Source organism: Anaerotignum faecicola (assembly GCF_003865035.1).
GTDB lineage: Bacteria > Bacillota > Clostridia > Lachnospirales > Anaerotignaceae > Anaerotignum_A > Anaerotignum_A faecicola.
The window spans coordinates 71,051-84,344 of sequence record NZ_BHVZ01000010.1 but is presented as its reverse complement, the minus strand read 5'-3'; the positions used below and the strand labels follow the sequence as shown (position 1 = coordinate 84,344).

General features: G+C 40.9%; 13 protein-coding genes and 1 pseudogene. 3 read left to right on the top strand and 11 right to left on the bottom strand.

The window, feature by feature from the left end; all coding sequences use genetic code 11:
• Positions 1-40: 40 nt before the first annotated feature.
• Positions 41-949 carry a tyrosine-type recombinase/integrase gene (locus EJE48_RS09325; RefSeq protein ID WP_118578848.1) on the top strand — a complete coding sequence of 303 codons (909 nt, stop codon included), beginning with the start codon at positions 41-43 and terminating at the stop codon, positions 947-949.
• A gap of 84 nt (positions 950-1,033) precedes the next feature.
• On the opposite strand, the gene EJE48_RS09320 is transcribed toward EJE48_RS09325, so the two are convergent.
• The 9 genes from EJE48_RS09320 to EJE48_RS09285 form a co-directional block, all read right to left on the bottom strand.
• Positions 1,034-1,723, bottom strand: a complete 690-nt coding sequence (locus EJE48_RS09320; protein WP_118578850.1) for a recombinase family protein — start codon at positions 1,721-1,723, stop codon at positions 1,034-1,036.
• A gap of 251 nt (positions 1,724-1,974) precedes the next feature.
• Positions 1,975-3,114, bottom strand: coding sequence for a hypothetical protein (locus tag EJE48_RS09315; protein ID WP_118578852.1), 1,140 nt, complete (start codon positions 3,112-3,114; stop codon positions 1,975-1,977).
• A 23-nt stretch (positions 3,115-3,137) separates the two neighbouring features.
• Positions 3,138-3,305 carry a DUF5659 domain-containing protein gene (locus EJE48_RS12285; protein ID WP_160117346.1) on the bottom strand — a complete coding sequence of 56 codons (168 nt, stop codon included), beginning with the start codon at positions 3,303-3,305 and terminating at the stop codon, positions 3,138-3,140.
• Positions 3,306-3,587: 282 nt separating this feature from the next.
• On the bottom strand, positions 3,588-4,772 hold the full coding sequence (locus EJE48_RS09310) for a radical SAM protein (protein WP_118578854.1): 1,185 nt from the start codon (positions 4,770-4,772) through the stop codon (positions 3,588-3,590).
• Positions 4,773-4,839: 67 nt separating this feature from the next.
• Positions 4,840-5,490 (bottom strand): hypothetical protein, encoded by a 651-nt coding sequence (locus tag EJE48_RS09305; RefSeq protein WP_118578856.1) that lies wholly within the window; start codon positions 5,488-5,490, stop codon positions 4,840-4,842.
• Positions 5,491-5,916: 426 nt separating this feature from the next.
• A complete protein-coding gene (locus EJE48_RS09300) occupies positions 5,917-6,204 on the bottom strand; it encodes an AbrB/MazE/SpoVT family DNA-binding domain-containing protein (protein WP_118578858.1) in 288 nt (95 codons plus the stop codon).
• Between the two features lie 22 nt (positions 6,205-6,226).
• A complete protein-coding gene (locus tag EJE48_RS09295; RefSeq protein ID WP_118578860.1) occupies positions 6,227-6,487 on the bottom strand; it encodes a hypothetical protein in 261 nt (86 codons plus the stop codon).
• 190 nt (positions 6,488-6,677) lie between these two features.
• Positions 6,678-6,896, bottom strand: a complete 219-nt coding sequence (locus tag EJE48_RS09290; protein WP_330548500.1) for a helix-turn-helix transcriptional regulator — start codon at positions 6,894-6,896, stop codon at positions 6,678-6,680.
• A 520-nt stretch (positions 6,897-7,416) separates the two neighbouring features.
• Positions 7,417-7,911 (bottom strand): hypothetical protein, encoded by a 495-nt coding sequence (locus tag EJE48_RS09285; protein WP_147365787.1) that lies wholly within the window; start codon positions 7,909-7,911, stop codon positions 7,417-7,419.
• A gap of 208 nt (positions 7,912-8,119) precedes the next feature.
• On the opposite strand from EJE48_RS09285, the gene EJE48_RS09280 reads away from it, so the two are divergent.
• Together EJE48_RS09280 and EJE48_RS12785 are read left to right on the top strand one after the other, a co-directional pair.
• Positions 8,120-8,551 carry a hypothetical protein gene (locus EJE48_RS09280; RefSeq protein ID WP_118578864.1) on the top strand — a complete coding sequence of 144 codons (432 nt, stop codon included), beginning with the start codon at positions 8,120-8,122 and terminating at the stop codon, positions 8,549-8,551.
• A gap of 285 nt (positions 8,552-8,836) precedes the next feature.
• Positions 8,837-8,917 (top strand): annotated as a pseudogene (locus EJE48_RS12785) (YebC/PmpR family DNA-binding transcriptional regulator); the annotation flags it as partial.
• An 85-nt stretch (positions 8,918-9,002) separates the two neighbouring features.
• Here the strand turns inward: EJE48_RS12785 and EJE48_RS09270 are convergent.
• Together EJE48_RS09270 and EJE48_RS09265 are read right to left on the bottom strand one after the other, a co-directional pair.
• Positions 9,003-12,098 carry an AAA family ATPase gene (locus EJE48_RS09270; RefSeq protein ID WP_118578866.1) on the bottom strand — a complete coding sequence of 1,032 codons (3,096 nt, stop codon included), beginning with the start codon at positions 12,096-12,098 and terminating at the stop codon, positions 9,003-9,005.
• Complete coding sequence (locus EJE48_RS09265) at positions 12,095-13,228, bottom strand: exonuclease SbcCD subunit D (protein ID WP_118578868.1); 1,134 nt, start codon at positions 13,226-13,228, stop codon at positions 12,095-12,097. The genes EJE48_RS09270 and EJE48_RS09265 overlap by 4 nt, the downstream gene beginning before the upstream one ends.
• Positions 13,229-13,294: the final 66 nt, after the last annotated feature.

Below are 13,294 nucleotides of genomic sequence, written 5' to 3'. Positions count from 1 at the left end.
TTATGACGTGCAATAGCACTATAATTAAGGAGGTTTTTTCATGAAAAACGAGACTGCATTAAACGAGTATCTGTTTGATTTGAAACTGCGGAATTGCTCCCCAAGGACTGTGCGCTCTGCTAAAAATAATATGGCACTGTTCCTTTGTTGGCTAGAAACTGAATATAATTTGACTGCAATCGAGGATATCAAACGGGTTCATATCAAAGGCTATCTGCACTACAAACAAAGTCTAGGGCTAAAACCCACCTATATCAATAGTATTCTAAAAAATGTAAAAGCGTTTTTCAATTACATGGTAAGAGAAGAATATTTAAGCACTAGCCCCGCTTCTCAAATCAAATTACAGATAGAGGAAAAAGTTTTAATTCAAACCTTTACTGCCGCAGAAACCAAAAGAATGTTAAGTATATATGATACTTCTAACTTCTTGAATTCCAGAAATAGATGTATGATAACCATGCTGTTTGATACAGGTATTCGAAATTATGAACTTTGCAGCATTAAATGTGAAGATATTCGGGAACGAACCATTTTAATTCATGGGAAAGGCAGTAAACAAAGATTAGTTCCTATCTCTCCTCTCCTGCGTAAAGCTATGTTGAAATATGAAATCAAGCGAGAAAATTATATTCGTGAAAGATGGAACTATGAAACAGATTACTATTTCTTAAGCCAAAAAGGAAGAAGGCTTACTCCCGAAACGGTTGAAAGAGTTGTGAAGGATTGCGGCATTGCTGCTCATGTTGATGAAAAAATCAGATGTAGCCCACATACCTGTAGACATACCTTTGCACAAATGTGTCTAAAAAACGGTTTAGATGTTTACATCGTATCAAGATTGTTGGGACACGAAAATATTTCTATTACAAAACGTTATCTGCAATCTATAGAAGATAGTGCGATTATTGATATGGCTATTACATCCAGTCCTTTGATGAAATTATAAAACACTCTGGTGTGTAAATGAATTAGCCTAACAGTCAGCAAACAAAAAAAGGGGGGAGGAAAGTTTTTTGTCCCCCCTTTTTCATTATTGTTTATTCTGCTTCATTTCTGCTTTATACTTATAATATGTATTTCTTGCAAGACCTGTCAGCTTCATAACATCCAAATCTTTCAAAGTACCGTTAAAGTCTCTGGAATGTTCAAAAATAACCTTTTTTGCTTCTATGCTCTTTTTCGTTGTCAGCTTTGTACCCTGCTTCTGTCCTATCTGCTTTCCGCGCAACCTTGCTGTTTCTATCCCTTCCGCAGTCCTCCTGTGCAAATCCTGCACTTCCTTCTCAGATTGTTCAAATGCTATTTTTATTTGTTCCTTTGCAAGTGCCATCAGATATTTGCTTACCCCTTCAAGAATGAAGTCAACATTTGTCCCCGTCTTTTTCAAATCGGCATCGGATAAAGCCTTTTTAAAAGTATCTGTATTGATGTGTGGCTCTTTCAAAAATACTAATGATATACCCTTGCGGTATAATTCATCATAGGCTTCAAACCCTTCTGCTGCGTTCCTGCTCATTCTGGATACGCTATCAAAGATAATCGTATCTCCTGTTGTAACATGAGAATACAGTTTGTTCCATTTTTTTCTATCAATCGTTGTACCTGTGTATTCTTCTTCAATAATAATTGCATCGGGGTATGCTTTTTTAATATTTCTTATCTGCCGCTCTATGCTCTGCTTCTTCGTAGAGATTCTACAATAACCATAAATCTTATTCATAGTGCAACCGCCCTTCATATTAAATTTGACGTTCGTTAGAATTGATACTTAAAATATATACCATTTTTCATGAATTGTCAATAACTTTTAATACTTTTTAAGACAAGGTTAGATTTAATACTACTCTTTATGATTGTGCTGCGCTCATTCAAGATAACAGGATAACAATAAAAATTACTTTTTGAAAAGGGTACCATTTTTGTTGTTTTCCTATATACAAAACAACAAGTTTGGTACCCCTAAAAAACACATCACATAATGATACTATACCTTTTTCCGCCTTTTGGTTCTCTCCCATCAACAATAGTGTATCCGTTTTCTTCAAGCATACATTCTATTGTTTTCCAGCCGCAACGTCTACCGTTTTCAACAATATTAAATAGTTTGCAAAGTTCTTCCTTCTGTTCTCTATATAATTTTTCTCCGCAGTATTCGTGTGGTAAACAAATTTCGTTTTCCGCTTCATACGATTTTAGATATAGTGTGCGAATATCACTTCTTATTCTCCCTCTAGCCTGCACTTGTACATCCTTTTCTATATCGTCAACAATCACATAATCGACTTGGGAATGAATGTTAATACCTCTCTCTGAACTCTTGTTTATCACAAGCACGTTTAAATCATTTGGTATCTGCTGTTTCGTCAAAACATAGTTTCGCAATCCTAACTGCTCTTTGGTCATTGGTTCCGCTTCGTTCTTTTTACTCCAGATACCGTTGCAAGTAATTCCTCTACCATTCAAAAAAGTGATAATCTCCTTCATTTTTTTTATTCTTGGCGTATAGATTAAACCTCGCTGCGTTGGGTCTAACTGCGTGAGTATCGTGTTGATGTGGGTATATTTTATCGTTTCGTCTTGCTGATAAGATATTGGTTCGCCATGCAACGGCACAAGATGAAAACAATTAGGATAATGGCTATAATAGTCAAAAATTTTCTGCGGTGTAGCGTCTATAGCTATAATGTAGGTGTGTTCGTTTAAATATCTATCGTGTAGATATTTTAGTGCTTCATCATGCAAATTGACATCATCAACTTCCTGCCGTATCTTAGAAAAATTCACGCAATTCGATAGTTCATCACAGAGAAAAATATCTACCATGTCGAATGCATCTTGATTTTCAGCACAACACTTTCCAAATAAAGCGTAATTCATTGTTTCTGGTTGTTCGTCATGTTCGTATTGTTTCCCTTCTTTGAAGCTGTTTCGTAAACTCTCTCTGTTATTCACTGTGTCAGTTAAGTAAAGCGTCGTGCATCTTCTAAAGTGTTCTTGTAGCTTACGAATAGCAAAGGTTGTCTTGCCGCTGCCGCATGGTGCTTCGATAATATTTATTTTTCCTGTCTTTAAATCGTCAATATTTATAACGTCTTGTAAGTATTTTTCCAAAGTATGTCCCTCCGATTTTATCTCTAATTATAGTATTCAGTGACAGCCGCTTGCAAATCTGTGTTATTATTATAAATCCAAACCATTTTTTTTGCATCAAATTTATCCATTCTCTGTGCAAACGGCTTGAATCCTTTGCTTTGCAAGAAAATATTTAAGTAAAGTTTACGGCATACATAAGCATTGTTCATTTTTTGTTACCTCCGTTTCGATTTGAAATATAACAATGCCGTATCGCACAAATTGCTTAAATACGGCATTTGTTGACTTGAATCAATTCATATTTGTATAGTATGGATTAAGCACTTACCTACAACAAACCCCATAACATAAAGCTTCTTTGCAGATTGTTTGAAACAATGGCGTATCGATACGTTATCGAGAATAAAGCATGAAAACACGATATTTTACATACTTCACGTTCAGCTTAGAGGTTATCACTTTAGGGGTAAACCCTTTAAGCCTTTTAACAATCATTCACACCTTTTAAACCCGTCCCAAATCTTCAACGGTGTTTCTTCTATACTTGCCTTCAAACTCGATAAATTAGAAAAGTATGATAGTGGGTCTGTAAGCAATGCCTTAATCTTTGTTGTCTGTGTCCTTTTTATACTTTCTTCCCTCGTAACCTTATATTCTTCAAGAGGATATATTGTGAATATATAAGGACTATCTTCTGTTTTCCTCAGTTGAATATTCATATCATCATAGACCGCTTCTACCATTTCTTCAAAGGTCATCCAAGGATAAATCTTTTGACACACTTTTCTTGCTGTGTATACCGAATCAAAGTATGTCAATAGTTCGTTTCCCTGTTTTAAGTCAATTTTTCCTGTACGCAACTCTGTATAAACTCTGTCATATACTGCTGCTTCTTTTTCTGTAAAAGGCTCTGCACGCATACCACGTTGCATAATATCAAATAATGGTTCTGTTAGAATATTTCCAAAATTTTTCTTGTCTTGCTGCTCAAATGATGAATCTTTCGCACACGTTATAATACCATTACACCCGACTTGCACCCCTGTCTCTACCATATTTGTATCTTTCAACAATGAAATTCTATGAGGACAAACAACATAATCAATCTTACCGCTTCGCATTATATCGTCATTCTCCAAAACTCTACCTAGTGCATGAATTGTTTCATTTTCTTCTAAGTTTTCTCTAAGTGCAATACAATGATTATTCAGATATTGCCTGTACCATTTTACCGTTTCCAATGCGTCATATTCCAGTTGGTGATATTTATCGTATGATACAGTAATTCGACCGATAGAACGAAGGTATTTTCTATCACCCTCTGCATCTTCTGTCAGCTTATATCTTGCTGCGATATAGTCAGCAAGTCTATTCCATGCTTTAGCCACCTTTTCACTGCGTACACTGCCATTTGTCACGCACGAAAAGCCATATACCGTTATCTCTCTACGAATGATTTCATCAAAGAGGTATTCAATCATATCTGGCTCAAGAAACGATTCTCCACCTGTGAGAATAAAATCATACATACCTGCTATGTTATCTAAACATTCATCTATCACTTGCTTGCTGATTGTCAAATCTTGTGCTTCTCCACGCATACAATGTAGACATTTCATATTACATTTTCGTGTTATCTCAAAACAAAAACTTTTAAATATTACTTTACTTTTCATTCAATCACTCCTATGTTTTTTAATAGCACTGTGGAGGATAACACACCCCCACAATGACTGTTTTTTATTATTCTTCTTCTGGTTCTTTCTTCAATGGTCTTGCAGTAACTTTTTTATCGTCTTGCTGCACAGTATATGCTAAACGTCCATCTTCAATATGTTTCTGCAAAGCCTGTATAAACTTATCACCGAAAAAATACAATGGTAAGCTATCATGTGCAGCAATCTTTTTCTCAAGGCTGCCAATGTGCGACACATCCCTGTGTACCGACTTTGGAAGAATCTGCAAGTTTTCACTTCTGTTTGCCTTGAATGGTTCATCTTCTGCAAATGTGCTTTCGGGTAAAATGTGATGTACCTCTAAAGGTTCGCCTGCAACTTCTGCGTATCCGTCAAACTCGTTTTTGCAGAAATATTTTGCAACCAGTCTATGTAAGCGTGGCTCTCTCTGCTTTCCCTTGTACTGCGTCACATAAGACCAGTCATGCTGCTTTCTCTCTGTACCACTCTTTGTATAGTTCACTCTAATCTGCTTCAATGGTTCATTCTTGTAATAGACAGAAAACAATCTACCGTAGTTGCTGATAAACCAGTAAGGAGGTTCTGTTATACCATTACATTGTTTAAAAATTTCATCTTCCTGTGGTATGAAATTATAGGTATACTGCCTTAAATCATCAAATTTTTTCTTGTAGAAACTTTTAGTTCTTTCATTCATGTAAAAATCATCCTTTCTTAAAAATACACATTAAATAAATCCCCATTTTACGGGCTTTGTTGGGGTCACTTTTCCAATGAAATTTTGTTTTTATTGTAAATATGAAACCTGACACCTTCGACCACCCCCAAACTGGGGTAGGTCGAAACAACAGCCTACAAACGCCCTTACCATTCTTTAAAAATGGTTACACTATGTTATTCTCTGTTTGATTTGCGTTTTTAGTAAAAATGAAAATCGACACATCTTTAAAAAAGATTTTTTTATTTGTCATTATCCCTTATAAAAAAATAGGGTATATAAGCCTGTAAGCCGTTTTTATTTTCAAGTCGATAAATAAGTCAACCAAAAATATAACGCTTAAATCTGGGGCATATACCCTATTATTTCCCTAGTAATAATGCTGTCTAAGGAACAAAATATTTTTTAAACTGTCATTTCTTCATAAATTCCCTTTAATCTTTCAATAATAGTTGGGTCAGAGAAATTCATATCATATTTATCAATTAGTTTTTTTAACTCAAGTTTTAAACCAGAATGAAAAACTTGCACGAAAATACCGTTTTCATACGGAATTATTTTACAAACTTCCTTAGGAAACATTCCTAACTCTTTCCGAACCTCAGCTGGGATAACAAGCCTTCCAAGTTCGTCTATTACTCTGGTTATACCTGTTGTAGTATCGTTGCTGTGAAAAAATCCATTTGTTTTCATGTTCTGCACTCTCCCTTTCCTTTTATTGCAGTCTTAATCTGTCACCGCCACATTCAAAAAACTGCGTGTAGCGGAAACACTCTTGATAGCATCCAAAGTCTAATACAACAATATATCTTGACAGTACCGCTACCGTTCCGCTGCGTTTCTCACGCTGAATATATGTATAATCTTTTAGAAGAGAGTATTTTGATACGGTAACGGCTGCACCAATCTTTAACTCCTGCTTCAATCTGCCTACTGGCATCTCTGGTACTTCTAATGCTTTTTTAATTCCTGCCATACTTCCAACACTCCTTATACATTTGAGATATAATATATAACTTTTTGATTATGAATTTCAAAAGCATTATATCATAACTATTTGGTTATATCAATACTATAATCGAATTTATTATAACTTTTTAGTTATTTCCATGAGTAATAAAAAACACAAGAAAAATTCTTGTGCATTTCGCGTTCAGTATAAATTATTAAATCTTCGTTCCGTCTTTAAATTGAAAAAATGAAATGTATTCACATCCTAAATATGTTGCCATTTCTTCTAGTTCTTCCTTTGTAAATCTGCCTACCCGTAGCCTTTTAGAAAGATTTGGTTGTGAAGTTCCCATTCTGGCTGCTAATTCTGTCAAACTAATTCCAGCCATAGCACAGGCAACCTTAACTTTTTGTTGTAGTGTTATGATAATCACCTCCGCAATCAAAAAATAACGATTCTATATGTGATTATATACGAAATCGTTATGAATATCAATATGCTATAACAGGGATATCATTCTTTAATTGTCAAGGTTGGCAACCTCTGATGAATGGAATCCACAGACAAATTACTGCTTCGTACACCACCATATATCTACGGCAATTCACAGACAGCTTACTGCTTCGTGCAACAATAGATACACTTGTTATACAAGAAGGTATCTGTAATTAAAACTGTATGACACCCTTGACGAAACACAAAGCGGAAAGTTTCTTTCAACGTCCGCAAGGGTTGATGTGAAAATCATTTACCATGAAAGGCATTGTCCCCTATTAGAAAAGCACATGAAAGTGACACGTTGAAATATATCTTTCAAAAAATTGAAGCACCCAAGACAAGCTCAAGTGATAGCTTCGGTAAGCATCTATAAAAACACACTTGTCCATTAGCCACAGCTGTAGTATAAGTGCTTCTCTTGTATTCGTCAAGTATTTTTTATTGTACATGCAAATTTATGCTAACTTTGAAAATTCAAAAGGGACAAATTGTCCAATTAGAAATATTACTGTTCCCAGCTTTTTCTGTTCCTGCTTTAGAATCTGTTCGTTAACAGTAAGCTGACGTTGCAGATAATCTAACTTCTGTTTTTCTGCTTCTGTTAGGTCATTTCTACCATATAGTTCGTTATACTCATCCTTTAGCCCTTTAACCTTTTCTGTCAGGTCATCAACAATTTCCTGCTGTTCTTCTGTGGTGACATTCAGTTTGTCGAATATCCACATAGCACCTTTGATGGCTACCATGACTAAAAGCATAGCACCCATGTTGATAACTGCACTTTTTACGGCTTCACCGAATTCCTGACTGGCAGTACCTGCTGCACCAACCGTCTTGTTAAAATCTTCTATGCTGCCAGATGTCTGTTGCATATGTTTGGCAGCTTCTACGGCTCTGGCATCTACTTCACCAATGCCTTTTGCCAATTTCCCGATATTCAATTTGCCCATTAAGTCTTTTTCGCTTGCAGAGCGAATAGCTTGAATAAATCTTTCAGTTCCTTGTCCAACGGTAGGATTTCCTTCACCCGTAGTGCGAAGCATATCAAATAAAGGGATACTTAATTTCCCATTTTTATCACTGTTTACAACGCTTATATTGAATGATATACTTAAATAGAAATACTTGGAATATTTTTACACAAACGGGGGAGATATTATGTCAGAAAATAGAAATACTGGATTTTACTATTGCATTGACTGTAAGCACATTGGTAGGTTAACAGACATGTACTTTGACAAATGTGAAAAATGTATATCTGATAACTGCATAATTTTTCATAACAAAATCAATATACCTTTATACGAAATAGATATGTTAAAACAAGTATCAAGAGATAAAAAATTTCTGCAATCTATGGTTGACTTGCAAGAAAATGACATTATTGAATATCAACTGAAAATCAATCAAATTGAACAACAAATCAGTCTTCAAAAATCCCAATCCAACCAACCACGTTGTCCCAAATGCGGCTCTACGGCAATCTCCACAGGGGCAAGGGGAGTAAACTATCTGTGGGGTTTTATTGGTGCAAGTAAAACTGTAAATAGATGTTCTAATTGCGGTTATACTTGGAAACCTAAAAGGTGATGGGGAGGGATAAAAAATACCTTGAATTAAGGTATTTTTTTGTTTCAATAAATTATGAGTGAATAAACATCTCTACCTGTTTCTCTTTTACCCTATGTATTTTACTATATAAAAATGCAATAAAAAATAAAAAATATAGTCTTTTCTTGACATTCAGTGATGATTTTTGTACAATTTCAGTGATGATATATGTTCAATGTATTTGCTGTTGCATGTCATAATTGAAGAAAAAATTTAGGTTCTGAAAAAGCTCTGAAACCATTGATTTATCAAGGTTTTCTGGATATCAAGAAGATGAATAAGCTTCTGGAAATGCTCGACGATGACGATGATGTTCAGAATACCTACCATAACTGGGATGAATAATTTTTTCTGATAATAATAAAACCTCTTTCCCTTAGCATTTTCATACGCTTTGAGGAAAGAGGTTTTTTATTTCCTTATTTCTTTTTTATTCCTGCCATGCAATGCTGCTGCCGGCACTGCCCTTTTTCACGATAATCTTCTTATCAATGCTTTCCTTCAGTTCGGAAACATGGGAAATAATTCCCACCAGACGATTCCCATAAGAAAGCCTTTGCAGCACCTGCACCGCCTGCTCCCTTGACTGCTCATCCAGAGAGCCGAAGCCCTCATCAATGAACATCGCATCCACACGGACACCGCCTGCGTGCGCCTGAATCACATCGGAAAGCCCCAATGCCAAGGAAAGCGAAGCCTTAAACGCTTCCCCACCCGAAAGTGAACGCACCGAGCGGCTTTTGCCCGTATAATGGTCCAACACCTCCAGCTCCAAGCCCGCCTGCGAGCGTTTATTCATCGCCTTCTCTGCGTGCAGCAAAAGATATCTGCCCTCTGTCATATCCTGCAAACGCAGATTTGCCGCCTGCAAAATCCTTCGGAAATAAACCCCCTGCACAAATTGTTCAAAGGCGATTTTCTCCTTACCGGGCAATTCCCCGTTGGCAGTGCGAGAAAGCTCCCGAATCGGGAGATACGCCGCCGCAGCGTGCATCCTCTCCTGCCATTCCTTCCTTGCATTTTGCAGGAAATTTGCCAGAACAGCAGCCTGTTTTCTTGTTTCATCTGCCATCTGCTTTTTCGCCGCGCGTTCCGTCAAAAGCGTTTTTCGCTCCTCCTCCAAAGCGGAAACATCCTTCCGCTCCTTTTTCGCACAGCTCTCCGCAAGCATTTCTGCCAGTTGCTTCTGCTTTTCCAAAGCTGCGAAAAACTGTCTGTTTTCTTCCTCCGCACACTCCAATACCGTGCGCTCTGTGAGATATGCTTCATATTCTGTCTGATTTGCAAAGCTCTTTTCCCGCAAAACGGCAAAAAATTCTGCTTCCGCTCCCTGCTCCGTCTTTGCGGCGGCTTGGCTCTCCTGCTCTGCCTGCTTGCGCAGGGCAAGAAAACGCTCCTTTTTCTCTCGTGTCTGCTGCAAAGTCTCCTGCAAGTCGAATTCCTTTTTCTCCGCAAGAGAAATTTCCTTCTGCAAAGCGGCGCATTTCTCTGTCAGCACTGCGGCAGTCAAATTTCCAAGTTGCGCCTGCAACAGGCTATATTCGCCCTGCTTCTGCCGCAAAGCGGTGTTCGTTTCCTCCGCCCTTTTCTGCAATGCTGCCAAGGCGGCTTGGCTTTTCGCAATGCGTTCCTGCAAGCCTTCCTTTTCGGGGCGCAGGGCTTCTGCTTCGTCTATCCTCCTTTGCTTCTCTGCCAGCAGTGCTATTTCCTGCTTGAATGCGACTTCTGCCGTTTCCTTTTCCGCATAAAGCCCCTCCGCAGCTGTCCCCAGCCTTTCACAGCCTGTGCGGAACGCTTCCTGCGCCAGGAGCAGCTTTTCCCCTGCAACCTTCGCCTGCTCGGATGCCCTTCGCAGAGCCGCGCCTGCCGTTTCCTCCTGCGCCTTTTTCTCCTGCCATTCCGCCTGCGTAATGGCATTTTCCGTCAGCGCCGCCTTATGGGGATGGTGCGTTGCGCCGCAGACAGGGCAAGCCATCCCCTCCGTGAGGTTTTCCGCTAGAAAGCCTGCCTGTTCGCGCAGATAAAGCGTTTCCGCCTGCGTTGCCGCTGCCTTCGCCGCCTGCCATGCCTCCTCCGACGCGAGGTATTTCTTCTGCATGCCCTGCAAATCCCTTTCCTTTTTGGAGATATCTGTTTTCTGTTGCAGAAGTGTTTCGATGCTTTCGATAAATTCTTTTTTTCGGGTAATCGTCTGCTCCTGTGCTTTCTTCTCCAACAGCAGCTTTTCCTGCATAAAAAGCATCGCCTGCCATTCCTGCTGTGCCGTTTCCTGCGCCGTGAGCCGTTCCTGCAACGCCTGCATCTCGGCTTCTGCCGCGCTTTTCTCCGCAGCAAGCCGCTCTGTCTCCTGCTTTGTTTTTTCCCTCTGCCAAACCCGTTCTTCGTCTGCCTTCAATCTGCGCAAAAGACTTCGTTTTTCCTCAAGCTGTGGCTTTTCTGCATCCAGAAGCAGCCTTTCCGCCTGTAAACGGGCAAGTATTTCCTCCGCTTGCTTCTCCTTTTCCGCGTTTTCGATGGCACCTCTCTGCCGGTTTACCCGCATTTTTTCCGCCGTTTTCCAAGCCTGCTCCAAGGGGAAAACAAAATCAAGCGCATCTCGCTGCTTTCTCAGCCTTGCCGTTTCTGCCTGTTTTTCGGGCAGAAGTGCCGCCTGCGTTTCCAAAAGCCGCCGTGCTGCCGCCGCCTTCGCAAAAAGCTGCTCCGTTTCCGCGCCTTCGCTGATGGCATGCTCCAGCTCGCTAAGACGTTTTTGCTGTGTTGTCAGGGCTTCGTCTGTTTCCTGTAGGCTCCGCTCCATTTCCTGCAAGCGTTTTTCCTGCACGGAAAGCAGCTCCTCCCCGTCGAAAAGTGCTTCCTTTTTCAAGGCTTCCCCCGTCATTTCGCTGAAATGTCTCAACAGCTGCTTTTCGCTGTCCTCCAAGGCAATGCGTTTTTCTCGCTCCGCATCCTTCAGCCGTTTCTGAAAGGCGGCATAGAGGTCGGTATGGAACACCCTGCGGAAAATATTGCCGCGCTCTGTGCTGTCCGCATAAAGCAGCTTCAGAAATTCCCCCTGCGCAATCATGGAAATCTGCTTGAACTGCTTTGCATCCACGCCCAAAATCGTTTCAATCTCGTTTTTCACAGGCGTAAATCCGGTCGCAAGTGTTGCCCGCTCCGCGCCCGATTCCTGATACAACGCCGCATCCGCACTCTCCGCCGTCATGCCCTCGCCGCGCAGCTTGGGTCGCTGATACGCAGGGTTGCGCACCACGCGGTACTGTCTGCCCTGATGGGAAAACGTCAGCGACACAAAGCTTTTGGTCTGCGGCTTCGCAAAATCGCTCCGCATACTGTCCACGCCACGGTTCGAGCCGCTCGCCTCACCGAACAGCGCAAAGCAGATGGCATCAAAGAGCGTAGTTTTCCCTGCGCCTGTGTCGCCGCTGATGAGAAAAAGCCCCTGCTTTCCCAGCCGTTCAAAGGAAATCTCCGTTTGCTCCGCAAAGGGGCCAATGGCGGAAATCGTCAATTCTAATGGTTTCATGCCTTCTCCTCCGTTCCCTTCCAGATGCACTCCAATAGCTTTTTCTGCGTTTCATCCAGTTCCTTTTCGTTCTGCCTTTCAAAAAAGCGCGCAAACAATTCCTCCGGGCGGGCAGTCTCTGTATCCAAAAGCACCTCATCGGAAAACGAAGCTGCCTGCTGTTCAAATTCCAGCGTCATTAAATTCGGGTAAATGCGCCGCAGCTGTCCCACAGGGTCAAGCAGGGCTTCGCTGTTCGTCAGGATGCAGCGGATATAATCCTCCGAGCCGCCCGTTTCCCTTCCTGCCGCAAGGATTTCCTCCAACGGGCCCTTGATTTCCCGAAACTGCCGCTTTGTTTCCAGTGGGATAAAATCCAGAGAAACCACACCTTTTTCCTTGAGTTCAACAACCGTAATGCCCTTTTTCCTGCGGATTTCCGAAAAGGAATATGGCATGGGAGAGCCGGCATAGCGCACCGTTTCCCTTCCCAACTTCTGCGGATTGTGCAGATGCCCCAGTGCAACATAATCAAAATCAAAAAACAGCCCTGCATCAATTTCATCCACGCCGCCCAAGGAAAGCGTTTCGGAATCACTGCGCTCCGCCGCCCCTCTCCACGTCACAAACTGATGCACCAGAATCACGTTTCGCTTGGAAAAATCAATCTTCTCTCGTTCCAACAAAAGCTTTGCCGCCGCCGCATAGGAAGAAGCCTCCTCCTCGCGCAGCAGGGCGTTCACATGCGCCGGCTTGAAAAATGGAAGCAGCCAGATTTCCACCGTACCATATTCATCCGTTTCCGTAACATGCGCCAATCCCTCGCCAATGCTGCCGCTGATATGGATGCTTTCCCTGCCGAAAATTTCCTTGCCGAATTCCAGACGCTGTGCGGAATCATGGTTGCCTGCAATCAGATAGGTATGCAGTCCTCGTTTGGATACTTCCGTCAGAAAATCATCCAACAGCTTCACCGCCTCTGTCGGCGGCACAGGCTTATCGTAAATATCACCGCTGATGAGCAGTGCCTGCGGCTGTTCCTCGTCTATGCTCCGCAGAATTTCCAAAAGCAGCTCCCTCTGCTCCTCCAGCATGGAAAATTCATATATCCGCTTGCCTAAATGCAAATCACTGATATGAAATAGCTTCATAGTTCCTCCCGCATCCTTCCTAATAAAAAACGGTATCACAGAAAACCCCTTTCGGAATCAGAGCCA